Genomic DNA, 26,912 nt, shown 5'->3' on the forward strand with positions numbered 1-26,912 from the left:
TCACCTTTTCGTATTTCGTAGCGTCTAATTAGTAGATAGCGTGAATAACAGATATTGGCTCCGGATTTGATAGGTTGAAGCGGTTCGGAGTATAGCTATTTATTGCGCTCATCTTACCAATCTCTTTGAGGTGAAAGATGAAGACGATCTCTACGACATTATTGGGCATGGCCGTATTCTTTTTGTTGTTCGCAGGTATAGTACCGAATCCAACCGCTGTTGCTGCAGAGGATCGTTATAGTCTCTATCTGGATGGCAGACTGCTTAACGCGGACAGTCCTCCTCAGCTAGTGAACAATACGATGCTGGTTCCGCTGCGGATTGTATCGGAGGAGCTAGGCGCCGACGTCATTTGGAATCAAGCGCAAAAATTGATTACCGTACATAAGGATGACCTCAATCTTCAACTTGGCATCGATAAGAAAGAAGCTCTTGTCAACGGACAGACGCAGTTGCTGGACGCTGCGCCGCTCTTGATGAACAAGCATACCTTGATTCCCGTACGATTCGTCAGCGAGAATTTGGGGCTTATCGTAAAATGGGACAGTCAAACGCAATCGGTTCTGCTCAAGAGCACAAGTACCGCGAGTACGAACGCTGCCGATTCAGCGAGCGATAAGAAAACATTGCCGGACATTAACGGAATCGGATTAGACGGCAATATATTAAAAATCACGACCTCAGGAGGCAGCATTCAGCCTGCCGTAAGTGAAATGAGCGAGCCTGCACGATTGATCGTCGATATACCGGGCGCGGCTCTCGGGCGTACCATTAATGGACAAGAGAATGGCGGAAAGGGCGGTAAAATTTTTCTCGATCATCCCTATGTTAGCAATATTCGATATTCGTTATTTCAAGCGGAGCCTTCAACCGTCCGAATCGTTCTTGATTTGAAGCAGGAGATTTCATATGAAGCTAAGGCAGGAGAAGTTGCTAATGAGTGGCTGCTGAGCTTGAATGGCGACATCGCCGGTGGAGAAACGGCTTCGATAGAATCAATCCATCCAATTGAACAGATGGGCTCTAGTGATCCGGTCGATCTCCTCGATCCGTCGACTCCTGTTATCGATACTGGCAGCATACCCACGCAGCTCCCGGAGGCTGGCCAGGGCCAGTACAAGGTTGTCATTGATGCCGGTCATGGCGGTACCGATGTTGGAACGATTGCCGCTTCAGGGAAGTATGAGAAAGACTTTAATCTGCCAATGGCTTTGAAGGTTGCAGATCTATTAGGGAAAGAGAAACGAATCTCCGTTTATTTGACCCGAAATGACGACACCTATCCGGGGTTGGATGATAGGGTCAAAATGGCGAATGAGTGGAAAGCGGATATCTTTGTCTCCATCCATGGTAATAGTTATACGGAGAACAGAAACGTTGTCGGCACGGAGACCCACTATACCCGTGATGACAGTAAGCCATTAGCTCAGATCATCCACCGGCATCTGCTTGCAGGCACTGGCTTCAAAGATAGAGGCATTATCCAAAATAACTTATTAGTCACCAAGAAGACTACAATGCCTGCCGTATTGCTCGAAGTAGGCTTTCTATCCAATTCGCAGCAAGAGCAGGCCATGTGGGACGAGCAGTTCCAATGGAAAGTAGCTCAGTCCATTGTGGATGGAATCAAGGAATACCTTGGCGTGAACTGAACTCATAAAGTTGAATTGGGCTAGCCGGATGCTCTGGCTGGCTCTTTTTTCTTCATTCAACCTAGCGTACCATTGTTTAACAATTCGTCGATCACGTTAATAGTAGATGGATGGTTAATTATGCTAAATATAGGGGGATGTCCAGGTTGATCGCGAAGAAGAAGATTATGGTTGTGTTCGGAACCCGGCCGGAAGCGACGAAGATGTGTCCGGTCGTGCAGGAGCTTCGGCGGTATTCGGATCGGTTCGAGACAAGAGTCGTCGTGACGGGGCAGCATCGAGAGCAGCTGCATCAGGCGCTCACTCATTTCGGCATACAGCCGGATGTGGACTTGGAGATCATGAAACCGAATCAATCGCTTGCTTACGTTACTGCTGCGGCTATTACGGGCCTTGATCGAGTCGTAGCCGAAGAGAAGCCGGACATGATCTTAATCCATGGCGATACGCAGACGACGATGTGCGGCGGGATGGTTGCTTCATTCCATCGGATACCGGTTGGACATGTGGAAGCGGGACTCCGTTCGCATAATAAATATTCGCCTTGGCCGGAAGAAATCAACCGCAGAATCGTTGATGTCGTAAGCGACCTGCTGTTTGCGCCAACTTCGGTCGGCCATCAGAATTTGATCAGAGAAGGCTATAGCGAAAAGCATATTTACGTTACGGGCCAGACGGCAGTCGATGCAGCGATCCATACGCATATGCCGAGCTACAACTTTCAAGAGGCGCGGCTGAACGATTTGGTGCAATTCGACGGCCGGATCATCACGGTTACCGCACATCGCCGGGAAAATTACGGAGCACCGATGGAGCAAATGTTCCGTGCTATCCGCCGGGTCGCAGACGAGCATCCGGACGTTGCAGTAATTTATCCCGTTCACTTAAGCCCGTACGTACGTGAGCTGGCGGGTACGATGCTAGGCGGTCATGAGCGGATTCATCTGATCGATCCGATCGAATATCCGGACATGATTAATTTGCTGTCCCGGTCGTACTTGGTGCTGAGCGACTCCGGCGGCCTGCAGGAGGAAACGCCGGTGTTCCGCAAGCCGCTCGTTCTGATGCGCGACACGACAGAGCGACCGGAGGCGGTAACAGCTAATGCGGTCTATCTGGCTGGAACGGAAGAAGCGGCCATCTATGACATCACGACGAGACTGCTGACTGATTCGGAACTGTACGATGCGATGGCGAATGCCGGCAATCCGTTCGGAGACGGACAAGCATCTGCTCGGATCGTTCAAATCATTGCTCACTACTTCGGTTACACGGACGAACTTCCGAAGCCTTTCGGGGGATAAGGTTGGTCTAGTATGCGGCAAAAGCTTCGACAAAGGGTGGAGTAACAAGGTGCAGTCAAGCGCTCCTTGATCGCCGTTATTGAGCACCGAAGTTTAAGTTCAGCCGACGTTAGGTTCCTGCACAAAATGCAGTTATTTCACCACAGGTATGGATACCGGAACAAATTACTGCACTTCATACAGCGAATAATCCACCAATTGGCTCGATGCGCAACCAGTCTTTCGAAATTCCTGCATTTTGTACATTCATTGCGCAACGCGTGGTGCACGCAGCGGGAATTACTGTACGAAATGCAGGAAAGGACATCGCCTCACACTATGCACCCAATTCAAAATAGCCGCGACAGCAGTCGCGGCTATTTGCGTGCTATGCAAACCAGCCGTCGTCTGGCTCTTTGTGACACGCGCGGTCTGGTGTGACACAAAAAGGGATGCAAGAGAGCCTCCGGGTAGACAGACGGGTGTGACACAAAAAACAAAAAGTGTCACACCCGTCACAAATTCTAAGTAGGCAAAGCCCCCTAGCCGCCCTTAACTTCCCCTGCTCCCCCGCTACGCTTGCTTCTTCGCCGCGCGCGTCTTGCGCGGCGGCTTCACCGCCGGCACGGCTGCGCCGGTGCCTGCGTCAGAAGCCGCTGCTGCGGGCTCCGCCCCCGCAGCCGTATCGCCAGCGGCGGCCTTGCGTGCGCCGCCGCTGGCTTTGCGCTTCGCGGGCGGCTTCGCCGCGCCCGCGCTGTCTGCGCCGCTGGCCGTCACGATCGGCCCGGCGGCAGGTGCTGGCGGCGCATCCGCCGCAGGCGTCTGGCGAGCCGCCTCTAGGCTCGCTTGCAGCGCCGCCATCAGGTCGAGCACATTCGTCTGCTCGGCCGCAGGTGCAATGCGGACATCTTCGCCCGCAATTTTGTGCTGGATAAGATCCATGAGCTGCGCCCGGTAATCGTCCGTATACTTGTCCGGCTCGAACGGGGTCGACAGCTGCTCGATGAGCATTTTGGCCATCATCAGCTCTTTCTCGTTGACGGCCTTCGCTTCGCCAAGCCCTGGCACTTGCGTGACGGAACGGATTTCGTCCGGATAGAATATCGTCTCCATCACAAGGCAATCGTCCATGACGCGAATGGCCGCTAGCGAGCTTTTCTGCCGGATGGACACTTTGGCGATGCCGATTTTGCCCGTCTGTCTCATCGATTCGAGCAGCAGTTGGTAAGCGTTGCTCCCCGCTTGGTCAGGCGACAGGAAATACGTCTTCTGAAAATAAATCGGATCGATATCCGACAACGCGACGAAGTCGAGGATCGTGATCGTCTTCGACCGTTCGCCGCCGATCGATTCAAGCTCATCCTTGTCGAGCAGGACGAACCGTCCTTTCTCGAATTCGTAGCCTTTCACGATGTCGTCCATTGCCACTTCCGTTTCGCAGGCCGGACATGATTTGACGTAGCTGATCGGACTGCCGCAAGCCTTGTGGATCATCCGAAGCGATATATCTTTGTCTTCCGTGGCGGAGAACATTTTGACGGGAACATGAACGAGTCCGAAGCTGATGGCGCCTTTCCATACGGTATGCATGCGATGCACCTCCAATGGTTTTAATACCATCGTTCCCGGAACGCATGAGATTCAACCGTTACGGGCATATTTTTCGAGAAGGATATCTTCATCCCATTCGAACCCGCTCAAGGAGGACAACACACGCAATGGCAATCGATCGCACAGCGAATACAGGTGACAACAACGCGTCGGAACAAGCGAATGACTTGTGGCATGACGGCCGGAGCAACTATGAGATGGATATCGACCGGATGGTGAATGAGGGACTCGGCGGCGGTCAAGTAACGGTTCATAACGGACTGATTGACGAGTCGACGACCGACTATATGAACAGCTTCGAGGTCGATTATTTGAATGATGGAGAGGAAGGCTGACGTTGGATATTAAGAGAGCCAAGCAAATTTACGAATCGTCCGCTACGATCGGCGTTCATCTAGAGGGTGAACCGGTATGGATCGAAAGCGTCGATGAGGCGAATGGAATGGCAACGGTCCAAGTCGGCGGAACGCCGCAAAATACGCACACTGTCTCGGTTGACCGGCTCGTGGAGGATGGCAGGTAACAACGAAACCTAGGCTGCAGAAAATAAAACAGCGCCGTCGTCGTGCCCTTTGCGGCACCACGTACGGCGCTGTTCTGCTTTACGGTTCGGTGTGACTTGCGTCTGCGGCTTGCGCGTCCATTGATTGCGTCCGGCTCCGGTCATGATCGCCATTGCTTTGTCTTTCTCGCTGCGGCTCTTTGCTTTGCTTTTGTTGTTGCTCATTCTTATTATCCCTCCAGATCGATGCTGCAGCATGCCGGCTGGCATGTATCTGCTATTCATCAGCATAAGCGACTTTGAGGGCGGACGCAATCCTTATTAGCCTGCAGGCTCTTCCTCTTCTTAACCTTCGGTTTTATCTCATTCCAAGAATGTACGAAGTCCAGAAGTGAAGGCAAATGAGAGTGAATATGACAGTAGGCGGGATGACGACGATCGTGACCCGCACATATTGTTTCCAGCTGACCTTGATCCGGTGCTGTTTCAGAAGATGCAGCCAGATCATCGAGGCAAGCGTGCCGATTGGCAGAATGAGCGAGCCGATGTCGCTGCCGATTACGTTCGCAAGGTAGGTGACATGCAGGGTGTTCATATCCAGATGCATGCCCGTCAGCGTCAGCGTGCCGATCATGAGCGCCGGATGGTTGTTGAACAGCGTGGACATTGCGGTAAGCAGGCCGCCCATAATGAAGCCCGCATGCATCAAGCTGGCCGTGATAGACGGCTGCAGCCATTCGATCATCCATTTCGTCAGACCGACATTGTTCAGACCGATAATGACGACATACATGGAGATCGCGAATACGAAGATGTGCCAAGGCGTTTTTCGCAAAATGTCATAGGGCGGCGTACCGAGCGAGTACCATCGCCAGCTAAGAAGCGCGAGTGAACCGGCAACGGCGACATATTCGATCGGAATGCCGAAGTAGGAGGCTGCGAATAGACCGATTCGGATGACGAAGACGAACAGAAGAATGCGAATCATGCGCCGCTCGTTATACACGGGCGGATCGTTAGGGGACCGTTTGAGCGGATGGTGGAACGGGTCTGCGCTTGCGTGACTGCTACGCCGCGATTGATGCAAGGTACGGGGCAGCTCTTTGTAAACAGACAGATAGATCGCGATTACCATGAACAGCAAGCCCAGCATAGCCGGCACAAACATCAGCTTCATATTCAGGTACAAATCCATTCCGATCATCCGCATCGAAATTAAGTTGACGACGTTGCTGACGCCGATCGGCGCGCTGGAAGCTGTCGCGACTAATGCGCCGGATAACAAATAAGGCACTTGCTGATGCGGTTTAATGCCCAGATTGCGAAGCAGAATAATAAGAATCGGCGTCGTGATCAGGATGCTGCCGTCATTATTGAAGAACAGCGTCATCAGGAAGCAGAGCAAATTGACGAGCCAGAACAGCCGTACGCCTGAACCGCGCGCTCTAGCCGCAAGACCTTCCGCCGCCCAATAGAAAAATCCGATGCTTTCCAGCACAATAGCCATTACAATCGTTGCAATAATGGTAATTGCCGCGCCGCTTACCGTCGTCGCAATATGGCCCAGATCGGCCAACGATACGCTGCCGGTGGCTAATACGATAAGTGCTCCCACGGAAGCGAAAACGGCTTCATTGATGCCTTTAGGCCTCCATAGCACGAAGACAACGGTAGCTAAGAAAGCGGCAATCGTGACGAATAAGACGACCGCGTCCGTCAACGGTTATCACCTCTTTGTGTCGCCATATGCATCGTGCCGTACGACGGATGGGCCGGATAGCGGCGCAGGCATCCGCTCTACGGGCGATAGCTCGGCTCGCGTTTGTTCCGCGTTTGTCCCGTGCTGCGTCGTGCTCGCTTTATGGGCTGCTGGCGGTTTTAACAAGATGTACAGCAGCGATCCCGCAATGAGGATCGTAGCCAACTCCAGCAAAGCGCCCTCCTCCTTTCCGAGAAACGGTTCTAGTATCCCCGGTCGTTATACCTCCCTATCAGCTGTCATTGAAGGGGACTCATAGTGTAAAATATGCTCGTTTTGCTGCCGCTGCACCGATGCTGAAGCCCTTTTCATCCTGCAAGCCTAGCGGAAATCAGTTGCGCCGCTTTAATGAATAGCTAGAATTTGAGAGAGGCGGCGTTTGATTCTGGAGAAAATCGGACGTGCTGAAGAGCTAGTGAACGATTAATCCAATGATTCGGGCTGTTCCTTGCGAATGCAGGGAACAGCCTTTCTTTTCTGGAAATCGCAGTCTGCGAGGAAAAGCAAGTGTGAAAACGTAAGATTGGACTCAATAACAATCGATAATTCAAGATCAGATGATTTTTTAATCATAAAATGAGCGAATTTGAGCTAAATTGAGTATTTTCGGTTCAAATTAGGCCGAAATTCCTGTATACTAGTGGTAGGAAAGCGATACGAAGGGAAAGGAAGGAGCATCTTATGGTACAAACACAGCACAGCAGACTTACGAAAGTCGAGTTCACCCGGCGCGCGGTATTTATTACAATAGGCGCGATTTTAATGGCAGTCGCACTGGAAATTTTCCTCGTGCCGAACAACATTATTGACGGCGGCATCACAGGTATTTCTATCATTCTCGGACATCTGTCTGGCGTTCCAATCGGTGTATTTCTATTCCTGCTCAACTTGCCGTTTCTGTTCATCGGATACAAGCAAATCGGTAAGACGTTTGCGGTATCAACCTTGTACGGTGTCCTCATTATGTCGATCGGCACATTCTTGCTTCACCCCGTGCCGGCGTTTACGGATGATACGTTTCTAGCCGCAATATTCGGCGGCGTTATTCTTGGCATCGGCGTGGGTCTTGTTATCCGGTCCGGCGGCTCGCTTGACGGCACCGAGATCGTCGCTATTCTAATCAATAAGAAGATTCCGTTCTCCGTCGGCGAGATCGTCATGTTCTTCAACTTCTTTATTCTCGGCAGCGCAGGCTTCGTGTTCGGTTGGGACCGCGCGATGTACTCGCTCGTTGCGTACTACTTGGCGTTCAAGCTGATCGATATTACGATTGAAGGCTTTGATGAGTCGAAGTCGGTCTGGATCATTAGCGAAGATTCCGAAGCGATCGGCGATGCCATAATGAGCCGGCTCGGCCGCGGCGTCACGTATTTGCACGGCGAAGGCGCGTTCTCCGGCGGCAGCAAGAAAGTCATCTTCTGCGTCGTGACCCGTCTGGAAGAAGCGAAGTTGAAGTCGATTGTACAGGAGATCGACGAATCGGCCTTCCTGGCGGTCGGCAACATCCATGACGTGAAGGGCGGCCGCTTCAAGAAGCGGGACATTCACTAGACTTTGGCTGTTAAGGGGCTGTCTCAAAAGTGTTCGCACGATAGGAGAACGCCCCAATTTACACATGCAAGGACCTCAGATTCCACTACAGAGTGGAGGCTGAGGTCTTTTTCTCGAAGAATTTCAGTTCTAAGCGGGGTTTCAATGAGCATTATTAGACTTTTGAGACAGCCCCATTTCTTCGTATCGCATAACCGCTGGCACCTAGCCCAGAGCAACTGATCTTCATTGCATTTCATGCAATGAAAACAAACCGAATGAACCGTGTCTGAAACCCTCATTGCATTCCATACAATTAGAAAAGCTCAGTTAGTGACGAATCAAGCTCAATTGGTGCCTATTCCCCGATTCTCATTGTACGAAATACAATGGAGCTACATTTTCTGCTCTATGCGAGAGTTTTCATTGCATGTAATGCAATGGAAACTTCATAAACGGGTCCTAAGGCAGCGCCATCGCCGGATCGGCTTCAATTTCCGCTTGCTGCAGAGCGCGGCACTGTTGTTGCGGCAGTCGGCACAGCCCGATATAATAAGGTCAACGCAAGAACAGGACGAATGCGGCATGGAGGCGAAGGGGAGTTGGACGAGTTCGCGAGCATCGGCCATTGGACGGCCGGGCGCCAGTCCGCGCAATGGCAGCAGGAACGGGGCGTCGTGCTCGGCATCGGCGACGATGCGGCTGTAGTGGAAGCGGCGGGGGAACCGGCTGCGGCTTGGCAATGGGTGTTGGCTGTCGATACGATGGTCGAGACCGTTCATTTTAACGACACCACGATGTCGGAGCCGGACATAGGCTTCAAAGCTCTGGCCGCCAATGTCAGCGACATTGCGGCGATGGGCGGCTTGCCTCGGCATGCTCTTGTGTCAGTCAGTGTGCCGAAGAGCTGGGGTCCGGAGCGCATGCGGCGGCTATACGACGGTTTATATGAATGCGCTGACCGTTACGGGGTCGCGGTCATCGGCGGCGATACCACTTCGTCGCCGCAGCATCTCGTCATCGCGGTAACCGTCGTCGGTACGGTGGAGGCGGGTCATGCCCTCCGAAGGTCCGGCGCGAAGCCAGGCCATCTCGTCTTTCTGACGGGGCCGGTCGGATTATCCGCAGCGGGCTTGCACGGTCTGCTTCACAGCAGGAACGGAGCGGGCCATGATGGGGAGTTGGGATCGGCGCCGGATACGCTTGTTCGGGCGCACCGCCGTCCAGCTCCATCCGTACGTGCCGGACGGCTGCTGATGCAGCGCGGCACGTGCTCGTCGCTGAACGATGTCAGCGACGGCCTGGCAAGCGAGGCGTGGGAGATCGCCGAGTCGTCGGGCGTACGGCTCGTGCTGCGGGACCGGGAGCTGCCGCGCAGCGGAGCGCTAATGTCTTATGCGGCAGACGCGGGACATGACCCGCTTGATTGGATGCTGCACGGCGGCGAAGATTATGTGCTGCTCGGGACGATTGAGGCGGCGGATGCGGCGGCAGCGAAGTCGGCATTCGCCGCAGAAGGCATTCCTTTCTATATTGTAGGTGAAATTGAAGAAGGATCTCCTGATGTCGAGCTTATCGTCAGCGTGCCTGCTGCGGCAGGAGGGGCGACTGCGGAGCGAAGACGGCATGTGCCGAAGCGGGGATACAATCATTTTACATGAGCGGATTAATAAGGGAACGGTGAACGTATGCGAAATGAAACAAAGGCAGAAGCGGCATGGGAAGGCCATAGCGAAGCGGATACGGTCTGGCTGGCCGAGCGGCTGGCAGGTTGGTCGGAACCGGGAACGGTGCTGGCGCTGGACGGCGATCTGGGTGCGGGGAAGACGCGTTTCTCGCAAGCATTCGCGGCTGCGCTCGGGGTGCCGGGCATCGTGAATAGTCCGACGTTCACGATTATTAAAGAATATGAAGGGCAGCGAATGCCTTTTTATCATATGGACGTCTACCGGTTGTCGCTGGATGAGGCGGACGATCTGGGGTTGGACGAATATTTCTTCGGCGAAGGCGTTACGATTGTGGAATGGGCGAGTCTGATTGAAGAGCTGCTGCCGCCGCAAAGGCTGCACGTCAGACTATCGCATCTTGGCAGCGAGAGCAGACGTTATGAGCTTCGCGGTGTCGGTGACCGCTGTGCGGCTTTCATCCGCGAACTGGCGGCTCAGCGCGGCGGCGAAGTTGGGGAGGAACAGCAATGAACGGAATGAGTAAAGCGCAGACGGCGGCGGCTTCGCCGGTTGTCGTCGCGTTGGATACGTCAACGGCAGCGATGTCGATGGCAATTGTGCGGGGACGCGAAGTGCTTGGCGAGGTGCAATCGATGGCGGACCGGAACCACTCCGTCGAGGTCGTGACGAAGCTGAAGCAGTTGATGGCGTCCTGCGGCGTTGCGGCAGAGTCGCTCGATGCTATAGCAGTCGGCCGCGGACCGGGTTCCTATACGGGGATGCGGATCGGCGTCACGGTCGCGAAGACGCTGGCGTGGGCATGGTCGAAGCCAATCGTTGGCGTGTCGAGTCTCGAAGCGCTTGCATATGGCAGCCGGGTAGAGGACAGCGCAGGTCTGCATTGGATTGTGCCGATTATGGATGCAAGGCGCGGACAAGTGTATACGGCGGCTTTTGCATACGATTCGGGCGGAACGGACGGCGTAGAAGCTGATCACGGCAGCTGGGGGCGACTGGACCGCGACGGAATCCGGATGATGAACGAATGGGCAGATGCACTGTATGAGCGGGTGAAGCCGGCCGAAGTGGAGCAAGAGGAACGAGCTGGAACTCTAGCTCCAACGATGACCGTGTCCGATCGCGGAAGGATTCCGGCTTCGATTACGATTTGCGGCGAGCTGTCGAAGCATGAGGAGGAAGCGGAGCGGCTGAAGCAGCTGTGCGAAGGGGCAGGCGTGCGCGTTGTGCTGTCGCCGGTCTTGATAGAAGGTCGCAGCGTTGCCTTGCTGGGGCTTGAACGGGTATTGCGGGAAGAGCATGACGACGTTCATAGCTTCGTCCCGAACTATACGCAGCTGACCGAAGCGGAAGTGAAGCTGAAGGAGAAGCAGGCGGAGCGTGATGGGCAATGATGGAGGCAAGTATGTATGAAGCGGCAGAGGTTACGTTTCGCGCGATGCTCATGAGTGATGTGCCGGTTATCGTAATGATCGAGCAGGAGGCGTTCACGACGCCTTGGTCGGCGGAGGCGTTCACGAATGAGTTGTCGCATAACCATTTTGCCCGATATATGGTTATGGAAGACGCCACGGGCATCATCGGCTATGGCGGTATGTGGACCATCATCGATGAAGCTCATGTGACGAATATCGCAGTGCGCCAGGACAGGCGCGGCAGAGGGCTCGGCGAGCGGCTGCTGCGGCGGATGAAGGAGCAAGCGGCTGAATACGGCATGCACCGGATGACGCTTGAGGTTCGTGTATCGAACGAACGCGCGCAGCGGCTGTATGAGCGGCTCGGCTTCGAGCCGGCAGGCATTCGGCCGGGTTATTATTCGGACAATAATGAAGATGCGCTCATTATGTGGGTGGAATTAAGCAAGTCCGGACGGGAGTTCAGCGATAATGAATATATCTAACAACCAGATACAGCAGGTGCACGAACAAGGGCAGGGACTGGTGCAAGCTCGGGGGCAGGAAGGAAGCCTTCTTCTTGCGATCGAGACGAGCTGCGACGAGACGTCGGTGGCGGTCGTCCGGGACGGGCGGCATATTATGTCCAACGTCATTTCGAGTCAGATCGATACGCACCGCAAGTTCGGCGGCGTCGTGCCCGAGATCGCTTCCCGGAAGCATGTCGAGACGATCACGCAGATGATGGAAGCCGCGCTTGAACAGGCGGGCGTTCAGCCGGGAGATCTGTCCGCGATCGCGGTGACGCAGGGGCCAGGCCTTGTCGGCGCGCTGCTTGTCGGCGGCGTCGCGGCTAAGACGTATGCGATGGCGCTCGATATCCCGCTGATAGGCACGCATCATATTGCGGGGCACATTTACGCCAATGCGCTTGTGCATGACATCGTCTACCCTTGCGTAGCGCTTGTCGTGTCGGGCGGGCATACCGAGCTCGTCGTGTTGGAGCGGGAAGGGTCCTTCAAGATCGTAGGCCGCACGCGCGACGACGCTGTCGGCGAGGCCTATGATAAAGTGGCGCGGGCGCTCGATTTTCCGTATCCGGGCGGCCCGCATATCGATAAACTGGCGCTCTCGGCAGAGGACGTCATCGAGCTTCCGCGTGCTTGGCTGGAGCCGGACTCGTACGATTTCTCCTTGAGCGGCTTGAAGTCGGCCGTACTCGCTGCTATCAACCAAGCTCGCATGAAGGGCGAGACACTGCGGACGGCCGCTCTTGCACGCGGCTTCCAAGAGTCCGTCATCGACGTGCTTGTCGGCAAAGCGATGCGGGCAGTCGAGGCGTTCGGCGCGCGGCAGCTGTTGCTGTGCGGCGGCGTTGCGGCTAACCGCGGCCTTCGTGCCGCTCTCGCCGCGCGCTGCGAGGCGGAGGGTGTTCCGCTGCTCGTGCCGCCTTTTGAGCTGTGCACCGACAATGGCGCCATGATCGCGGCAGCAGCTCATCTGAAATGGAAGAACGGCGAATTTACTTCGCTCGATATGAAGGCCGATCCGCTCCTCTCGCTGGAAGAGTGGTCAGTTGCAGCAAAGCCGGTCGATTGACCGGCTTTTTTGTATGTTCCGCTGCTGCTGCGCAACTCGGGCTAACTGCGTGCGTCTTAATTAACGAGCCTCATATCTGTTGCACAACTGGCTGTATCTCGATGGTGTGCGCTGCAGAATATGTTGCTGGATTCACCGGGCATAAGAGTTTTTGCAAACGCTTAATCGAATACGAACACGGTGTTTGGCAGGATAGGAGATCATGTGAAGCTCTTAAATTCGTCAATGAGTATGACAGATACGAATAAGAGTCCCAGAGAGACACTTATCATAGCTCAAGAGGCGATATTGCTTGCCTAGTGCAGACGTAAGAGTCTTTGGCAGACTCTTATATGTGTGCGAACATTGCGTGTGGCAGGATAAGAGACCTTAATAGGCTCTTAGAGGGAGTCGCTATAATAGACTATGACAACAACCTGTTAGGAGGAACAAGACGATGAAACAGAACAAATATGATGATTCGAGCTTCTTTACGAACTACAGTCAGATGGCAAGGTCGATCGGCGGACTGGATGCAGCGGGCGAATGGACGACCTTCCGCTCGATGCTGCCGGAGTTGAGGGACAAGAGAGTGCTCGACCTTGGCTGCGGCTTCGGCTGGCATTGCCGTTATGCTCGTGAACAACACGCGAGCTCGGTGCTCGGAATCGATTTATCGGACAACATGTTGGCACGTGCCCGAGAAATGACGGACGATCCGAACATTGAGTATCGGCGCCAAGCGATTGAAGACATTGAGCTAACTGGGGAACAATTCGATGTTGTCCTCAGCTCGCTCGCGATTCACTATGTGGAGCGGTTTGATCTGTTGTGCAGCAAAGTGTACGACAGTCTGGTGCCGGGAGGGAACTTCTTGCTTTCGGTCGAACACCCGATCTTTACGGCGCTTGCTGCGCAAGATTGGCACTACGGCCCGCAAGGCGAGAAGCTTCATTGGCCGGTCGATAATTACCACCATGAAGGACCGCGCGAGGCGAGATTTCTCGATCACGATGTCGTGAAGTATCATCGGACGGTGTCCTCTTATTTGAATGAGCTCATAGAGTCCGGCTTCACCGTAACCAAGCTGTCGGAGCTTCAGCCGACGCAGCAAATGCTGGAGAGCAATCCGGCGTGGCAGGAGGAAACTCGTCGTCCGATGTTCTTGCTTATTGCGGCTGTGAAGAAATAATGCCGGCGCGCAAGGCGAACCGATGTGCACCGATCGATGGCTTGGCTTAATTGTGGATTTAATAACTGAGGCGTTTCGAGGCGACAAATCGTGTAAAGGCAAAATACACGGTTTGTCTTTTTTTATGGGCTGCAAAGTCCCCCTGCTCTCACGCCTATGCAACTGCGCTAATTCGTCAGAACGGTATGTTCCTTACGAAGGAAGCGGTAACAATCAGATGTGGTGAATACGATGCAATGTTAGTTCCATAGGAACATATTTACATATCGAATGGGAGTCAGTCGATCGGCAGACAAGCAGCGTGTCTGGTTAACCGAGCGGACAAATGAATGCCTTAGGGCTGATATCTAATTGGAAAACGTTGGCTGTATAATGAATTGTGTGTAAGCATCCAGGAGGTGAGAAAGAGGAATGACAAAGGCAATCGAGTCTAAAGGGCGGCAGACAGCGAGCAACCAAGAGACAAAATGAAAGTGCTTACATGCGATGCGGTCGATTGCCATCGTTGTCATTTTAATGCTTGCTGTAAGAGCAATTCGTCGTTACCTTTCGGAAAAGGAGGATTCATAGACTACTTACATCCAAATGAGCGTACTCGTTCAATCATTATGATTTTGAAGGGAGTCAAAGTAATGGAAAGTATGATTGCTAGACCGTCCAAGAAGACGCTTCTGTATGGGTTGATCCTTAGTCTATTGTTGACATCCGTATGGATGGCTTTTGTGATGAAGCCGACTTCTGCCGCTTCAGCTGCCGACTGTCAGGCTACGTGGAAGCTCGATAATTCATGGCCCGGCGGTTACCAGGCATCCGTTACGGTAACCAATCTTGGGACGTCATCGATCAGTACTTGGAATGTCAAATTTACGCTGGCTTCGGGCCAGACGATATCGAATGCGTGGAACGCTAAGTTGACTGGAACCACGGGCACTGTCACAGCGAATGATGCAGGGTACAACGGCAACCTCGCTCCTAACGCTAGCACGAGCTTTGGCTATCAGGCTAGCAGCTCAGGTACGGCGACCGCTCCGACCAGCTGGATTGTCAACGGCGTCGCCTGCGACTCGAGTACACCGCCAACTACGCCGCCAACCACGCCACCTACTACGCCGCCAACCACACCGCCTACGACGCCGACAGGCTGTAACGGCGCCGCGGTCTGCGACAGCTTCGAGAATCAAACCGGCAGCGCGCCATCCGGCAATTGGTCGGTGACTGCGCAGAACTGCTCGGGCACTGGCACCGTGACCGTCGACCGCACGAAGTCGCATTCCGGCAGCACCTCGATGCGTGTCAACGGCGGAGTAGGCTACTGTAACCACGTGTTCCTGACCAACACCAGCGCGATGGCCGGACTCGGACCGAACTGGTACGCCCGGTTCTGGGTCTATCATACGACCTTGCTGCCTCAAGGACACGTCACGTTCCTCGCTATGAAGGACTCGACGACGGGCAAGGACCTCCGCATGGGCGGACAAAATTCTGCTCTGCAGTGGAACCGTGAGAACGACGATGCCACGCTGCCTGCGCAAAGCCCGGTAGGGGTTGCGCTGAGCAAGCCGCTGCCGACGGGTTCCTGGAGTTGCGTGGAAGTAATGGCCGGCGCTGACGGTATCCGCACGTGGCTCAATGACGAGGAAATAACGGGCTTACGCGGCGATAGCACGCCAACGGCCGACGTCGACGCAACCGGATGGGGCACGACCTATCGTCCGAAGCCGACCGATTTCCGGCTTGGTTGGGAGAGCTACGGCGGCGGCGACGATACGCTGTGGTTCGACGACATAGCGTTCAGCAGCTCGCGGATCGGCTGCAGCAGTCAATAACAGAACGAGGGTCAGATGCCGTTGAACGGCGGCTGACCCTCGTTTTTATTTTTTGTTAAAGCTGAAAAATAATATTGGCATCGTAAGGCGATTCGGTGTATCAATTGATCAACGGAGAAAGATTTATAACCAAATTGTATATATAACAGCTGTGGTGTTTGAGGTAACAAATCGTGCAGCGGATAAATGACGGATTTGTCTTTTCTTTTTGATGAGGCAGAGGTCAGAATGTTTATATCGCCTGAACTTTTGCCGAGATTACCGCAGGGGGCGGACTAACACGGGTAGACATTGAATCGTATGCTTACGGATGGTTCAGATTAGAACGACAATCAAATCGTACAGGTGAAGTTCCGTCGTATCTTCTGTCGCATTACCCAAAATTGCCCTGGAAAATTCCGAATTGACAGACGAAAAACGGTTGAATATAATAACGTCAACAGATCGCACTTGAATATCGTTCCAAACGCGACGAACAGGAGCAGTAGAAATTACCGGGATAAGCGGCTAGACCGAATGCGGTCGGCTGACATTAGAGAGCTGCGGGTCGGTGCAACGCAGCCGAAGGAATTTCGAAACTCGCCTGGGAGCGGAATGACGGAACCGATTGGCGATGACGATGGTCATCGGCACGGCGTACGTCATTACGGCTAACCCCCGTGAGAGGGTGCGCATTCGTCTGTCCGGACATGACGAAGCGCTTAAGGTGGGCATTCCGCTCCGAACAGCATCTATCGTCTAGATGTCTCGTTCGTCGGCCGATGTCAACAAGAGTGGTACCGCGCGGGCACACAAGCCTGTCGTCTCTTGCATTACGCAAGAGGCGGCAGGCTTTTCTTGTTGTCACCGAGCTGAGCTGACAAACCTACAGCGGCGCCGCATTGGAACGGTAATGCAAGATGCAATTCTGTCGTATATGCTGCGCTGACAAATGATACGGCTGGCGTAACAAGTTAAGCCGGCGAACAGACGATCCAGTCCAAACGAACACGGTGATGGACCAATCGCCGGATCCAACATACATGTCACTTAACACGACAACGCGATGAAACAGGAGCAGTACGACGATTCGGGGTGCAGAGAGCTGCGGGACGGTGCGACGCAGCCGAACGAACGTTGGAAACTCACCTGCGAGCGGAACGGTGGAAGAGCGTGCGTCTGTCTATCAGACGCAACGGGCTTGCGTACACTGTTACGGCCGATCCAGCCGTTACCCCGGATGCTTGGCGCCACGGCGCCAAGCACGAAGAGGGCTCGAACGAAACCGCCGGCGGCTGCATCTTGCAGCACGCAAGGCGGGCGGAACGTTCGGCCAACGAGAGTGGTACCGCGGCAGTGGCTTGATCAACAAGCCTGTCGTCTCTTATTAGCAACGGCTATGTGCTGGTGCGAGAGACGGCAGGCTTGTTTTTTATTGTCACAATCTAAATTTCAGGAGGAATCCGCTATGAATACGAACGTGAACATCAATTCCGAAGCGAATACGAACGCCAACAAACAACGAATCCAAATTTTCGATACGACGATGCGCGACGGCGAGCAGTCGCCTGGTGCATCCATCGATTCCGGCCGCAAAATCGTCATCGCCCGCCAGCTCGCCAAGCTGGGCGTCGACGTGATTGAGCCGGGCTTTGCCATCTCAAGTCCGGGCGACTTTGCTGCTATCCAGCACATTTCCCGCGAGATCCAGACGGTTGAAATCGCAGGCTTCGCCCGCTGTGTGAAGGCGGATATCGATGCCGCCGTGCGAGCGACAGTGGATGCGGCGAGGCGCCGGCTGCACCTGTTCATCTCGTCATCGGATATCCATCTGAACTTCCAGATTCGCAAGTCCCGCGAGCAGGTCATTCAGATTGCCCGCGATATGATCAGCTACGGCAAGCAGTTCGTGGACGAGATCGAATTCTCGGCGATGGATTCGACCCGGTCGGGCCGTGACTTCGTCATCGAGCTGGTGGAAGCGGCGATCGACTCCGGCGCAACGGTCATCAATCTGCCGGATACGCTCGGCTATGCGATGCCGCACGAGGTGGAGGATCTGTTCCGTACGGTTCGCCGTCAGGCACGCGGAGCGGACCGCGTCCGGTTCAGCGCCCATTGCCATAACGATCTCGGGATGGCGGTCGCTAACAGTATCGCTGCAATTCGCGGCGGCGCAACGCAGATCGAAGTGACCGTGAACGGCATTGGTGAACGGGCAGGCAACTGCTCGCTGGAGGAGCTCGTCATGGCGATCGAGACGCGCCAAGAAGCGCTGCAGGCCGAGACGGACATCGTTCAGTCGGAAATTTTCGAGACATCGCGTCTCGTCAGCCGCACGATGCGTTTCCCGATCGCGTTCAACAAGCCGATCGTCGGACGCAACGCATTCCAGCACGAATCGGGCATTCATCAGGACGGCCTGCTCAAGAACCGCAACACGTACGAGATTATGGATCCGGAAGCGATGGGGATCCCGCGGAGCATGATCATACTGGGCAAATCGTCCGGACGCCATGCGATCAAGCACCGGCTGTCGGAATTCGGCATTATCGTCAGCGACGAGCAGATGCAGGGAGTGTACGAGAAATTTATTGCCGCTGCCGATGAGAAGAAGATTGTGACCGACAGCGAGCTGATCCGCATGGCCGGCGAAGCGACCGAGACCCAGCCCGATCCGTTCGTGCTGGTCGATCTGCAGGTCATCTCCGGTACGCAGCGCGGACGCGTCGCATCGGTAACGATTCGGGACGACAGCGGACAGGAGCGGTCGTACTCCGCAGTCGGCGAAGGTCCTCTGGAAGCCGTCATCCGCTGCATCCAGCAGGCGATACCGGCAGAAGCGGAATTCGAGGACCTGGAGCTGCACTCGCTGTCGACTGGAGAGGACGCGTACGGCGAGGCGGTCGTGACCATCGTGTACGATGGCCAGCGCTGCCGGGGGACATCGATTCACCGGGATATTGTACTGGCGGCGGCACAGGCATACGTTGCCGCATGCAATCAAGCGATTATGGGCGGCGCGGCGAGGCCGGCTGCTGACCAGCAGGCTGCCGCATCGGAGCAGTCAGCCGTATAACCGAAAGGGAGAGGAAACGGCATGAAGAGCTCGATTATCGACTACTATAATCATTTCGACGAATGGGGAAGGCTGGAACGGGAGCCGATTGAGTTTCTTATCAACTGGCACTATATGAGGCGCAGTATTCCCGGCAACGCACATGTATTGGACATCGGCGCAGGGCCGGGTAAATATTCGATGGAGCTGGCGCGCACTGGCTGCGAAGTGACGTTGGCCGACCTGACGCCGAGACTTGTCGAGATGGCCAGAGACATGGCTGGGCAGCTCGGACTAACCGGGAAGTTTAGAGGCTTTCATACAGCCGATGCGACAGACTTGTCGATGTTCGAGGCCCATTCGTTCGATGCCGCATTGATGATGGGGCCGCTGTACCATCTTCAAGACGAACATCAGAGAAGCGAGGCCGTCAGCGAATTATATCGGATTGCAAAGCCTGGCGCGCCTGTGTTCGTGGCCTTTATGACGAGGCCGCGCATGCTGATGACGTCACTGGCTTATCCGCTTTATTGGAAGCCGAATCATGAGCCGGAAAGCTTGAAGCAGTTCGAAGAAACAGGGATATTCAATCATACAGACCTGGGAAGATTCACAGGCGCCTACTACTATCCAGTTGAAGAAATCGAGCCTTTCATGGCGTCGCATGGCTTCCGTATGTCGCAGCTAATCGGATCTTCGAGTGTCGTACCGGGCATCCATGCAGAGCAGCTCGACTATTGGCGGTCGTTCGGCGAGGAGCGCTTCGGCATGATCATGGATATGGTCTGCCGCGAGGCGGCTAACCCGTACAATCTGGGAGTGTCGTCGCACGTGCTGTATATCGGGGAAAAGGCATAGTCCACACCGGAGCAGCTTGACTTGGGTTTATACAAAGGGATAAGGCAGCCGAGTGCATACTCGGCTGCCTTATCCCTTTGTAGGGCTATTCCACTGCCTTGATCAAATCGCTCAGCGACTTGATCGTCATATAGGGCAGCGCGGACGAGCCGTCGGCAACGCCGTTCCCTTTGTGGTCGACCCAAACGCCTCGTATCCCGAGCCGCTGAGGTGCAGCAACCTCCCATTCGAAGTTGTCGCCGACCATCCAAGCCTCGTCCGCTGCAACGTCAAGCTGTTCCAGCACGTGAGCGTAAATCCGTTCATCCGGCTTGCCGATCCCTAGATCTCCTTCGACCACTATCAGATCGAATAGCGGCGCGAGGTCGAACCGGTTTATTTTCTCCCACTGCATCTTCGAATTTCCGTTTGTAATCATCGCGAGCTTAATTCCTTTGCTCCGGAGCTGTTGAATGGCATCGATGGAATCAGGAAAGATGGTTATGGCAAGGTCGCGTTCTTCCCCGTACGTTGTTGCGAGCTTATGGGCCAAGTCCGGTTGATCGATGTTGCGCTCCTCTAGTACGGCGGCCAGGAACTGAAGTCTCGCGAGATACAGATCTTGACGGCCGATGCGGTGACGTTCAGGATCGCTCCAATACCAACGGGCTTTCTCTTTAATAGAAGAGACGATTTGGGCTGCTGCTTCCTCAGACTGCTGCGGCAAATGCTGACTGACTGTGCTTCTCCAGCATGCATCGGTATCGACGCCGTGATCAAATGAGATGATCGTATCATCCATGTCGAGCATGATTGCCCGCGGCCGATGACGTTCCATGTTTCCCCACATCCGTTTCGTCGTTGTCGTTAACTACTAACGCGGTTACTACCCTTACATTACCATACTTATGATGGGGCAGAGGCGATTTCTGGGTTATAGATGCGCTGCAGGATATAATTTCCGATTATCCACATTTATCCACAATTTGCTGCAGAGTGTTGATAACGTTTGCAAAACCGCATTATTATCGCTTCATGAAGAATTAGTAGCTGTGATGTAAAAGTGGACAACTTTTTCACAGGTCATCTGTGGACAATGTGGATAACGTGGACAAAAGCGACAGGCAGCAGTTCTGAAGTCGCAGGACATTAGTTAACCCCTTGAAATATCTCGCGATATTCGACTTCCTTTTCGACAGAATTGTACAACAATTTATACACGGCTGTGGATAAAGCTGTGGATGAGGTGAATAGTTTTTAATTGGCTTACAAAGCGCATGAAATTGCATAGTGGTCTCTTCATAGAGAAATAATGGATAGGGAACGAATTCCATCACGATGACATCTATGAGGAGGCTATGTCCATGTCCACGAATAACAATGGCGGGAACGGGCTTGCCGCGGGCGGGCCGAACGACCGCCGCTTCGGCGAAGGCGAGACAGAGCTTACGCTGACGAACCGGCAAGGCCATCCGGTAACGGACAATCAGAACGTGAGGACGGTAGGCAGCCGGGGCCCGACGACGCTGGAAAACTACGATTTTATCGAGAAAATATCGCATTTCGACCGCGAGCGCATCCCGGAGCGGGTCGTGCATGCGCGCGGCGCAGGCGCGCACGGCTATTTTGAAACGTATGGCAAAGCAGGCGACGAGCCGGTATCCAAATATACGCGGGCGAAGTTGTTTCAAGAGGCTGGCAAGCAGACGCCGGTGTTCGTCAGGTTCTCCTCCGTTATTCATGGCATCCACTCGCCGGAGACGCTGCGCGATCCGCGGGGCTTTGCTGTGAAATTTTATACCGAAGACGGGAACTGGGATCTTGTCGGCAATAACTTGAAGGTTTTCTTCATCCGCGATCCGATTAAATTCCCGGACATGGTTCATGCGTTCAAGCCTGACCCGGTGACGAACATTCAGAGCAACGAACGTTTTTTTGACTTCGTATCCAACTCTCCGGAAGCGACGCATATGGTTACGTTTCTGTTCTCGCCGTGGGGCATTCCGGCTAACTATCGGCAGATGCAGGGATCGGGCGTTAATACATATAAGTGGGTCAATGCGGAAGGCCAGGCCATGCTCGTGAAATATCACTGGGTGCCGCTGAAGCAGGGCATCCTCAACTTAACGTCCGGTGAAGCGGAGAAAATCCAATCGGTCAACTTCAACCACGCGACGCAGGACTTATATGAAGCGATTGAACGCGGCGATTACCCGGAATGGGAAATGTGCGTGCAGTTGCTCAGCGACGACGACCATCCGGAGCTTGATTTCGACCCGCTCGACCCGACGAAGCTGTGGGATCCCGAGAAGTTCCCATTCTTACCAGTAGGCAAAATGGTGCTGAACCGCAATCCGGTCAACTATTTCGCAGAGGTGGAGCAAGCGGCGTTCGGTACGGGCGTGCTCGTCGACGGGCTTGATTTCTCCGATGACAAGTTGCTGCAGGGACGCACCTTTTCTTATTCGGATACGCAGCGCCACCGGGTCGGGACGAACTACCTGCAACTGCCGATCAATGCGCCGAAGAAACATGTCGCGACGAATCAACGCGACGGGCAGATGGCGTACCAAGTCGACCAGCCGCCAGGCGCCAATCCGCATATCAACTACGAGCCGTCTTCGCTCGGAGGGCTGCAGGAGGCGAAGGAGCGGGGCAAGGAACACGAGCCCGCTTACAATGACCGGCTCGTCCGGCAGCAGATTGAGCGGACGAACGACTTCGCGCAAGCGGGCGATACGTACCGTGCGTTAGATGATGTCGAGCGCGCGGACTTGATCGAGAACTTGGGCGGTGCGCTGGCAGAGTGCAAAGACGTCATCCGCAATCGGATGGTCGAGCATTTTACACAGGCGGACCCGGAATACGGCGCAAGTGTCGCGAAGGCGATCGAAGAAGCGCTGCAGAAGCGTGCGAGCAACCGCAGCGGCATTACATCCCAGGGCGGCGATGGCATGGAGATGGCAACCGAGCTCGGCCATAAGTCGGACGGGTATTAAAGCGATAATGAAGACCCTTGTGATGGACGATGACAAGGGTCTTTTCTATGGAATGTATATCCGAGATACTATTTACATTAAATCCCTTCAATATTAACATCGTATACGATAGGGGTATCACGAATGCCCCCTGTTCTTCCAAAGTATAAGGCTGAAATCGAAGAGCGATTAGAGTGAGCATATAAGGCTGTTGGGGCATCAGATCCCAATGATAACTTGTGGAGATACTCGAATTATAGCGTTCTTAAAAAGCTATGCTGAGTCGAATAAAGGAACTTTTTGCGGGAATGGGATACCTCGGTTTAAGGAAGGGGTGGTTCAATGATAAAAAACAAATGGCTGATCATGTTCATTCTAATATCAATTGCAGGTATAATACAGGCTTGCGGTAATGAAAGGGTTTACTCTGACCTTCGAAATGAGTCTATTGAAGGCTTGAGGCCAGGAGATATGTATCACTCATCTACGAAGATCCCCACGAGAACAAAACCATTGAATTTTGGATGGTAGATAATAAGGTCGATCGCATTTTATTCAAACAAAGAGAATCCGAACGCTAGTCTCGGTTCGGCAAAAAGTAAAACCGTTCCTCGCTTCGTGAGCGTATACGCTTCGAACTGGAGGAACGGTTTTATTATTAGATCTGATTTGAATCGTATAGTGCCTGTCTCGCAGAGTTAAAGTGTGGGTGCTCTTACCCGACTAACGTTTCCCACTGCTCGTACACAGCAGCGAGCGCGGCGCGCTTGGCGTCGATGGCGGACTGGATGCTTTGGATGCGGACGTAGTCGTTGAACACGTCCGGATCGGTCAACTCCGTCTCCAATGCACCGATTGCTTCCTCCAACTCGGCGATTTCCGCCTCCAGCTGCTCTAGCTTCCGCTGGCGGTTGCGCTCGTCGCGCTTGGCTTGCTTGTCGGCTTCATAGGAGGACGAAGCAGTCTCGACAGGAACGGCAGCTGCTTTGCCTGGCTTCGTGCCAGCCATCTCGGCGGCTTGCGCGGCAAGCTCGGCGAGCTCCTGCTTTTTCTCGATCATATCGTCATAATTTCCCAGGAAATGCTGGCAGCCGTCAGGCGTCAATTCGACAATCCGCTCCGCCATCCGGTTCAAGAAATAACGGTCATGCGAGATGAATAGAAGCGTTCCGTCGTAATCGAGCAGTGCCGATTCAAGCACTTCCTTGCTGAACAAATCCAAATGGTTCGTAGGCTCATCGAGAATAAGCACATTTGCTTTATCGAGCATCAGCTTAGTCAGCGCGACGCGCGCCTTCTCTCCGCCGCTTAACGAAGAGACGATCTTCTGCACATCGTCGCCGCTGAATAAGAAGTTGCCGAGTACGGTGCGAATACGGGCTTCCTCCAGCCCCGGGAAAGCGCTCCACACTTCCTCCAATACCGTATTGGAGCCGTTCAGCGTGGCTTGTTCCTGATCGTAGAAGCCGATTTTCACATGAGTTCCCCAACGGTATGTTCCATCTGCGAGCGGCTGGCGGCCGATGAGCGCTTTGAGCAGCGTCGACTTACCGATGCCGTTCGGTCCTACTAGCGCGACGGTCTCGCCGCGCTCCAGCCTGAAGCTGATATCCTTGAACAGCGGCTTCGGGGACCCTTCGAAAGCGACGGACATCGATTCGGTCTGCAGCACGTCTTTGCCGGTCTGGCGCTCGATCTCGAACGAGAAGTGAGCTTTCTTCAGATCGCCCAGCGGCTTGTCCAGACGATCCAACTTGTCGAGCGCCTTGCGGCGGCTCTGCGCCCGCTTCGTCGTAGAAGCGCGCACAATGTTGCGCTGGATGAACTGTTCCATCTTCGCAATTTCATCTTGCTGTTTCTCGTATTGCTTCAACTGCGATTCATACTCGGCAGCCTTCAGGTCGATGTATCGGCTGTAATTGCCGGTGTAGCGTTTTGCCGCATGCCGTTCGATTTCGATAATCGATGTTGCAAGCGCATCAAGAAAATAGCGGTCATGGGATACGATTAGAATCGAGCCGCTGTAACCGCGCAGATACGATTCGAGCCAAGTCAGCGTCTCGATATCAAGATGGTTGGTCGGCTCGTCGAGCATAAGCAGATCGGGAGCTTGCAGCAGCATGCGCGCGAGGGCGAGCCTCGTCCGCTGACCGCCGCTTAGCGTCGAGATCGGCGTCGCGTGATCGAAGTCGCCGAAGCCCATGCCGTGGAGAACGCTCTTGATCCGCGTATCCATCTCGAAGCCGCCCTGAGAGCGGAACCATTCGGAACGCTCGGCGTACCGGGCAAGCGTATCCTCGTACCGCTTCTCGTCGCTGAGAAGAGCCGGGTCGGCAATAGCCACCTCGAGCTGGCGGAGCTCCTGCTCCGCATCGATAAGAGGACGGAACACTTCGCGCATTTCTTCAATTATTGTACGATCCGAATTAAGGCCGCTGTTTTGCGCAAGGTAGCCGATTTTGGTCTCCTTCGCTTTGTAGATCGTGCCGGAATCTGGCGAAATTTCGCCGGCAATCATTTGGAGAAGCGTCGACTTGCCAGCCCCATTCACGCCGACGAGACCGACTCTCTCCCTTTCTAGAATTTGGAATGTAATACGGCTAAGTATAGGCGTAACGCCATAGCTTTTGGACAAGTCCGAAACTTGCAGCAGCATGGTAGATGATAACCTCCAATAAAAACTTTGCTTCTATTAATGATAGACGGCGGTGACGGCGTTATATATCCATCCTTGCCGTATGAATCCGGAAGCGGCAGCCCGGTTCGAGCAGCGTTCCTAAAACGATTACATATACCGACAGTTTACATGATTCCGCCCGATTAAGAAACTAGGTGCACATTGGCGAAAGCGGAACAACAATGGTAAACTAAGAGCGATAAGATACGTCGGAAAGGGTTACGAGTATTCATGACGGAACGGAACAAGGGAGCGAAGGCGGAGCTGCGCGCGTCGATGAAAGCCCGCAGGAAGGCGATCGGTGCTAGCCAGCGTTCAATCAAGTCGGAACAAGCCTGCAGCCGGATGCAAGGGCTGTTGTCCGCTATGGGGGCTTCGAATGTGCTCGTGTACATTCAATTGCGTTCCGAATTGGACACGTCGCCGCTGCTGGAATGGTGCTGGAGCAACGGCATCGCGGTTGCGGCGCCAAGATGCGAGCCGGACGGACAGACGATGACGCCGTATTGGATTCGCGGCTGGGACGATTTGAAGCCGGGAGCTTACGGTATTCGAGAGCCGGATCCGGCGGCAGCGGCTGAATGCGGCAGCGGATTTATTCCCGATGCGGTCATTGTGCCCGGACTTGCCTTCGACCGGCAAGGGGGCCGGCTTGGTTATGGCGCGGGCTACTATGACCGGTATTACGACCAGCTTCAAATGTACGCGAGAGAGGGAGGCGGAATGCCGCCTTGGATAGGCTTCGCATACGAAGAGCAATTGATCGAATCGGTCCCGACGGACGGGCATGACGCATTCATGGATGCGGTCGTAACGGAAAGCGGCGTATATTGGAGTGGGCGGAGGAGCGGAGTACAATGGAATCTTTAACGCATTTTAACGAGCAGGGCCGGGCCCGCATGGTGGACATCTCGGAGAAGGAGACGACTTCGCGGACGGCTGTAGCCCGTACGGCGGTAACGATGCGGCCGGATACGCTTCAGACGATCAAGGCGGGCAAGATCGGCAAAGGCGATGTGCTTGCTGTAGCACAGGTCGCCGGTATAATGGCTGCTAAGCAGACGTCATCTTGGATTCCAATGTGCCATCCGATTGCGCTTACCGGCGTCAACATCGCATTTGATGATAATGGTCATGATGAGCTTCACATTGAAGCGGCGGTGAAGACGACAGGCAGAACGGGTGTTGAGATGGAAGCGTTGACGGCTGTTTCGGCAGCTGCTCTGACGGTGTATGATATGTGCAAAGCGCTGCAGAAGGATATGGTTATAGGGCCGACTCGGTTAGTGGAGAAAACCGGCGGCAAGAGCGGCGACTACCATAGCGGCGGCGAGTCGGCCGAATAGCGGTCCGCAGGGATAGGAGGAATTG

Annotated in this window: 25 protein-coding genes; 19 read left to right on the top strand and 6 right to left on the bottom strand. The window is 54.3% G+C overall.

The annotated features are described in order from the left end of the window. Nucleotides 1-137 precede the first annotated feature (137 nt). Both PKO01S_RS09400 and wecB read left to right on the top strand, forming a co-directional pair. Nucleotides 138-1,652: an N-acetylmuramoyl-L-alanine amidase family protein gene (locus tag PKO01S_RS09400; RefSeq protein WP_127531080.1), complete on the top strand. Its 1,515-nt coding sequence runs from the start codon at nt 138-140 to the stop codon at nt 1,650-1,652. Nucleotides 1,653-1,789: 137 nt separating this feature from the next. After that, complete coding sequence (wecB, locus tag PKO01S_RS09405) at nt 1,790-2,956, top strand: non-hydrolyzing UDP-N-acetylglucosamine 2-epimerase (RefSeq protein ID WP_218031475.1); 1,167 nt, start codon at nt 1,790-1,792, stop codon at nt 2,954-2,956. A gap of 552 nt (nt 2,957-3,508) precedes the next feature. Here wecB and ku read toward each other — a convergent pair. Further along, on the bottom strand, nt 3,509-4,525 hold the full coding sequence (gene ku, locus PKO01S_RS09410) for a non-homologous end joining protein Ku (protein WP_127531082.1): 1,017 nt from the start codon (nt 4,523-4,525) through the stop codon (nt 3,509-3,511). A 128-nt stretch (nt 4,526-4,653) separates the two neighbouring features. On the opposite strand from ku, the gene PKO01S_RS09415 reads away from it, so the two are divergent. Together PKO01S_RS09415 and PKO01S_RS09420 are read left to right on the top strand one after the other, a co-directional pair. Further along, entirely contained in the window at nt 4,654-4,881 is a 228-nt protein-coding gene (locus PKO01S_RS09415) for a hypothetical protein (RefSeq protein ID WP_127531083.1), read from the top strand. Nucleotides 4,882-4,883: 2 nt separating this feature from the next. Further along, complete coding sequence (locus PKO01S_RS09420; RefSeq protein WP_127531084.1) at nt 4,884-5,069, top strand: H-type small acid-soluble spore protein; 186 nt, start codon at nt 4,884-4,886, stop codon at nt 5,067-5,069. Nucleotides 5,070-5,078: 9 nt separating this feature from the next. Here the strand turns inward: PKO01S_RS09420 and PKO01S_RS09425 are convergent, their stop codons facing one another. The 3 genes from PKO01S_RS09425 to PKO01S_RS09435 all read right to left on the bottom strand — a co-directional run bounded on the left by PKO01S_RS09425 (nt 5,079) and on the right by PKO01S_RS09435 (nt 6,981). Then, complete coding sequence (locus PKO01S_RS09425) at nt 5,079-5,273, bottom strand: hypothetical protein (RefSeq protein WP_127531085.1); 195 nt, start codon at nt 5,271-5,273, stop codon at nt 5,079-5,081. Nucleotides 5,274-5,406: 133 nt separating this feature from the next. Beyond that, nucleotides 5,407-6,768, bottom strand: a complete 1,362-nt coding sequence (locus PKO01S_RS09430; protein ID WP_127531086.1) for an ArsB/NhaD family transporter — start codon at nt 6,766-6,768, stop codon at nt 5,407-5,409. A gap of 6 nt (nt 6,769-6,774) precedes the next feature. Next, a complete protein-coding gene (locus PKO01S_RS09435; protein ID WP_127531087.1) occupies nt 6,775-6,981 on the bottom strand; it encodes a hypothetical protein in 207 nt (68 codons plus the stop codon). A 507-nt stretch (nt 6,982-7,488) separates the two neighbouring features. Here PKO01S_RS09435 and PKO01S_RS09440 point away from each other — a divergent pair. From PKO01S_RS09440 to PKO01S_RS09490, 12 genes are all read left to right on the top strand, one after another. Further along, on the top strand, nt 7,489-8,358 hold the full coding sequence (locus PKO01S_RS09440) for a YitT family protein (RefSeq protein ID WP_127531088.1): 870 nt from the start codon (nt 7,489-7,491) through the stop codon (nt 8,356-8,358). A gap of 557 nt (nt 8,359-8,915) precedes the next feature. Continuing rightward, nucleotides 8,916-9,998: a thiamine-phosphate kinase gene (gene thiL / locus PKO01S_RS09445; protein WP_127531089.1), complete on the top strand. Its 1,083-nt coding sequence runs from the start codon at nt 8,916-8,918 to the stop codon at nt 9,996-9,998. A 27-nt stretch (nt 9,999-10,025) separates the two neighbouring features. Next, nucleotides 10,026-10,535 (top strand): tRNA (adenosine(37)-N6)-threonylcarbamoyltransferase complex ATPase subunit type 1 TsaE, encoded by a 510-nt coding sequence (tsaE, locus tag PKO01S_RS09450; RefSeq protein WP_127531090.1) that lies wholly within the window; start codon nt 10,026-10,028, stop codon nt 10,533-10,535. Beyond that, nucleotides 10,532-11,416 (top strand): tRNA (adenosine(37)-N6)-threonylcarbamoyltransferase complex dimerization subunit type 1 TsaB, encoded by an 885-nt coding sequence (gene tsaB, locus PKO01S_RS09455; RefSeq protein WP_246070512.1) that lies wholly within the window; start codon nt 10,532-10,534, stop codon nt 11,414-11,416. Before tsaE ends, tsaB begins: the two co-directional genes overlap by 4 nt. Beyond that, a complete protein-coding gene (gene rimI, locus PKO01S_RS09460) occupies nt 11,413-11,922 on the top strand; it encodes a ribosomal protein S18-alanine N-acetyltransferase (protein ID WP_407669640.1) in 510 nt (169 codons plus the stop codon). The genes tsaB and rimI overlap by 4 nt, the downstream gene beginning before the upstream one ends. Continuing rightward, nucleotides 11,909-13,015, top strand: a complete 1,107-nt coding sequence (tsaD, locus tag PKO01S_RS09465; protein ID WP_246070513.1) for a tRNA (adenosine(37)-N6)-threonylcarbamoyltransferase complex transferase subunit TsaD — start codon at nt 11,909-11,911, stop codon at nt 13,013-13,015. The genes rimI and tsaD overlap by 14 nt, the downstream gene beginning before the upstream one ends. Before the next feature lie 436 nt (nt 13,016-13,451). After that, complete coding sequence (locus PKO01S_RS09470; protein ID WP_127531091.1) at nt 13,452-14,186, top strand: class I SAM-dependent methyltransferase; 735 nt, start codon at nt 13,452-13,454, stop codon at nt 14,184-14,186. 632 nt (nt 14,187-14,818) lie between these two features. Further along, on the top strand, nt 14,819-16,012 hold the full coding sequence (locus PKO01S_RS09475; RefSeq protein ID WP_127531092.1) for a cellulose-binding domain-containing protein: 1,194 nt from the start codon (nt 14,819-14,821) through the stop codon (nt 16,010-16,012). A gap of 613 nt (nt 16,013-16,625) precedes the next feature. After that, nucleotides 16,626-16,754 (top strand): hypothetical protein, encoded by a 129-nt coding sequence (locus PKO01S_RS29600; RefSeq protein WP_281278839.1) that lies wholly within the window; start codon nt 16,626-16,628, stop codon nt 16,752-16,754. 352 nt (nt 16,755-17,106) lie between these two features. After that, nucleotides 17,107-17,382: a hypothetical protein gene (locus PKO01S_RS09480; protein ID WP_127531093.1), complete on the top strand. Its 276-nt coding sequence runs from the start codon at nt 17,107-17,109 to the stop codon at nt 17,380-17,382. Nucleotides 17,383-17,459: 77 nt separating this feature from the next. Then, complete coding sequence (locus PKO01S_RS09485) at nt 17,460-19,070, top strand: 2-isopropylmalate synthase (RefSeq protein ID WP_127531094.1); 1,611 nt, start codon at nt 17,460-17,462, stop codon at nt 19,068-19,070. Between the two features lie 21 nt (nt 19,071-19,091). Next, nucleotides 19,092-19,907, top strand: a complete 816-nt coding sequence (locus PKO01S_RS09490) for a class I SAM-dependent methyltransferase (protein ID WP_127531095.1) — start codon at nt 19,092-19,094, stop codon at nt 19,905-19,907. Nucleotides 19,908-19,992: 85 nt separating this feature from the next. On the opposite strand, the gene PKO01S_RS09495 is transcribed toward PKO01S_RS09490, so the two are convergent. Further along, on the bottom strand, nt 19,993-20,724 hold the full coding sequence (locus tag PKO01S_RS09495; RefSeq protein ID WP_164779547.1) for an HAD family hydrolase: 732 nt from the start codon (nt 20,722-20,724) through the stop codon (nt 19,993-19,995). 526 nt (nt 20,725-21,250) lie between these two features. Between PKO01S_RS09495 and PKO01S_RS09500 the strand changes: the two genes are divergently transcribed. Further along, entirely contained in the window at nt 21,251-22,885 is a 1,635-nt protein-coding gene (locus tag PKO01S_RS09500; RefSeq protein WP_127531097.1) for a catalase, read from the top strand. A gap of 694 nt (nt 22,886-23,579) precedes the next feature. Here the strand turns inward: PKO01S_RS09500 and PKO01S_RS09505 are convergent. Then, nucleotides 23,580-25,520 carry an ABC-F family ATP-binding cassette domain-containing protein gene (locus PKO01S_RS09505; protein ID WP_127531098.1) on the bottom strand — a complete coding sequence of 647 codons (1,941 nt, stop codon included), beginning with the start codon at nt 25,518-25,520 and terminating at the stop codon, nt 23,580-23,582. Between the two features lie 252 nt (nt 25,521-25,772). Here PKO01S_RS09505 and PKO01S_RS09510 point away from each other — a divergent pair, with 252 nt between their 5' ends. Both PKO01S_RS09510 and moaC read left to right on the top strand, forming a co-directional pair. Next, complete coding sequence (locus PKO01S_RS09510) at nt 25,773-26,411, top strand: 5-formyltetrahydrofolate cyclo-ligase (RefSeq protein WP_127531099.1); 639 nt, start codon at nt 25,773-25,775, stop codon at nt 26,409-26,411. Then, the gene (moaC, locus tag PKO01S_RS09515; protein WP_127531100.1) at nt 26,399-26,887 is read left to right on the top strand and encodes a cyclic pyranopterin monophosphate synthase MoaC; all 489 of its coding nucleotides are present in this window, start codon (nt 26,399-26,401) and stop codon (nt 26,885-26,887) included. The genes PKO01S_RS09510 and moaC overlap by 13 nt, the downstream gene beginning before the upstream one ends. Nucleotides 26,888-26,912 lie beyond the last annotated feature (25 nt).

Origin of the sequence: Paenibacillus kobensis NBRC 15729 (assembly GCF_004000825.1) — a bacterium.
In the GTDB taxonomy this organism is placed as follows: domain Bacteria; phylum Bacillota; class Bacilli; order Paenibacillales; family Paenibacillaceae; genus Paenibacillus_T; species Paenibacillus_T kobensis.

What these genes read in the sequence shown, in the direction of transcription:
- PKO01S_RS09400 (WP_127531080.1), top strand. Translation starts at nt 138, where the DNA reads ATGAAGACGATCTCTACGACATTATTGGGCATGGCCGTATTCTTTTTG.
- wecB (WP_218031475.1), top strand. Translation starts at nt 1,790, where the DNA reads ATGTCCAGGTTGATCGCGAAGAAGAAGATTATGGTTGTGTTCGGAACC.
- ku (WP_127531082.1), bottom strand. Translation starts at nt 4,525, where the DNA reads ATGCATACCGTATGGAAAGGCGCCATCAGCTTCGGACTCGTTCATGTT.
- PKO01S_RS09415 (WP_127531083.1), top strand. Translation starts at nt 4,654, where the DNA reads ATGGCAATCGATCGCACAGCGAATACAGGTGACAACAACGCGTCGGAA.
- PKO01S_RS09425 (WP_127531085.1), bottom strand. Translation starts at nt 5,273, where the DNA reads ATGAGCAACAACAAAAGCAAAGCAAAGAGCCGCAGCGAGAAAGACAAA.
- PKO01S_RS09440 (WP_127531088.1), top strand. Translation starts at nt 7,489, where the DNA reads ATGGTACAAACACAGCACAGCAGACTTACGAAAGTCGAGTTCACCCGG.
- thiL (WP_127531089.1), top strand. Translation starts at nt 8,916, where the DNA reads ATGCGGCATGGAGGCGAAGGGGAGTTGGACGAGTTCGCGAGCATCGGC.
- tsaE (WP_127531090.1), top strand. Translation starts at nt 10,026, where the DNA reads ATGCGAAATGAAACAAAGGCAGAAGCGGCATGGGAAGGCCATAGCGAA.
- tsaB (WP_246070512.1), top strand. Translation starts at nt 10,532, where the DNA reads ATGAACGGAATGAGTAAAGCGCAGACGGCGGCGGCTTCGCCGGTTGTC.
- rimI (WP_407669640.1), top strand. Translation starts at nt 11,413, where the DNA reads ATGATGGAGGCAAGTATGTATGAAGCGGCAGAGGTTACGTTTCGCGCG.
- tsaD (WP_246070513.1), top strand. Translation starts at nt 11,909, where the DNA reads ATGAATATATCTAACAACCAGATACAGCAGGTGCACGAACAAGGGCAG.
- PKO01S_RS09470 (WP_127531091.1), top strand. Translation starts at nt 13,452, where the DNA reads ATGAAACAGAACAAATATGATGATTCGAGCTTCTTTACGAACTACAGT.
- PKO01S_RS09475 (WP_127531092.1), top strand. Translation starts at nt 14,819, where the DNA reads ATGGAAAGTATGATTGCTAGACCGTCCAAGAAGACGCTTCTGTATGGG.
- PKO01S_RS29600 (WP_281278839.1), top strand. Translation starts at nt 16,626, where the DNA reads ATGACGATGGTCATCGGCACGGCGTACGTCATTACGGCTAACCCCCGT.
- PKO01S_RS09485 (WP_127531094.1), top strand. Translation starts at nt 17,460, where the DNA reads ATGAATACGAACGTGAACATCAATTCCGAAGCGAATACGAACGCCAAC.
- PKO01S_RS09490 (WP_127531095.1), top strand. Translation starts at nt 19,092, where the DNA reads ATGAAGAGCTCGATTATCGACTACTATAATCATTTCGACGAATGGGGA.
- PKO01S_RS09495 (WP_164779547.1), bottom strand. Translation starts at nt 20,724, where the DNA reads ATGGAACGTCATCGGCCGCGGGCAATCATGCTCGACATGGATGATACG.
- PKO01S_RS09500 (WP_127531097.1), top strand. Translation starts at nt 21,251, where the DNA reads ATGTCCACGAATAACAATGGCGGGAACGGGCTTGCCGCGGGCGGGCCG.
- PKO01S_RS09505 (WP_127531098.1), bottom strand. Translation starts at nt 25,520, where the DNA reads ATGCTGCTGCAAGTTTCGGACTTGTCCAAAAGCTATGGCGTTACGCCT.
- PKO01S_RS09510 (WP_127531099.1), top strand. Translation starts at nt 25,773, where the DNA reads ATGACGGAACGGAACAAGGGAGCGAAGGCGGAGCTGCGCGCGTCGATG.
- moaC (WP_127531100.1), top strand. Translation starts at nt 26,399, where the DNA reads ATGGAATCTTTAACGCATTTTAACGAGCAGGGCCGGGCCCGCATGGTG.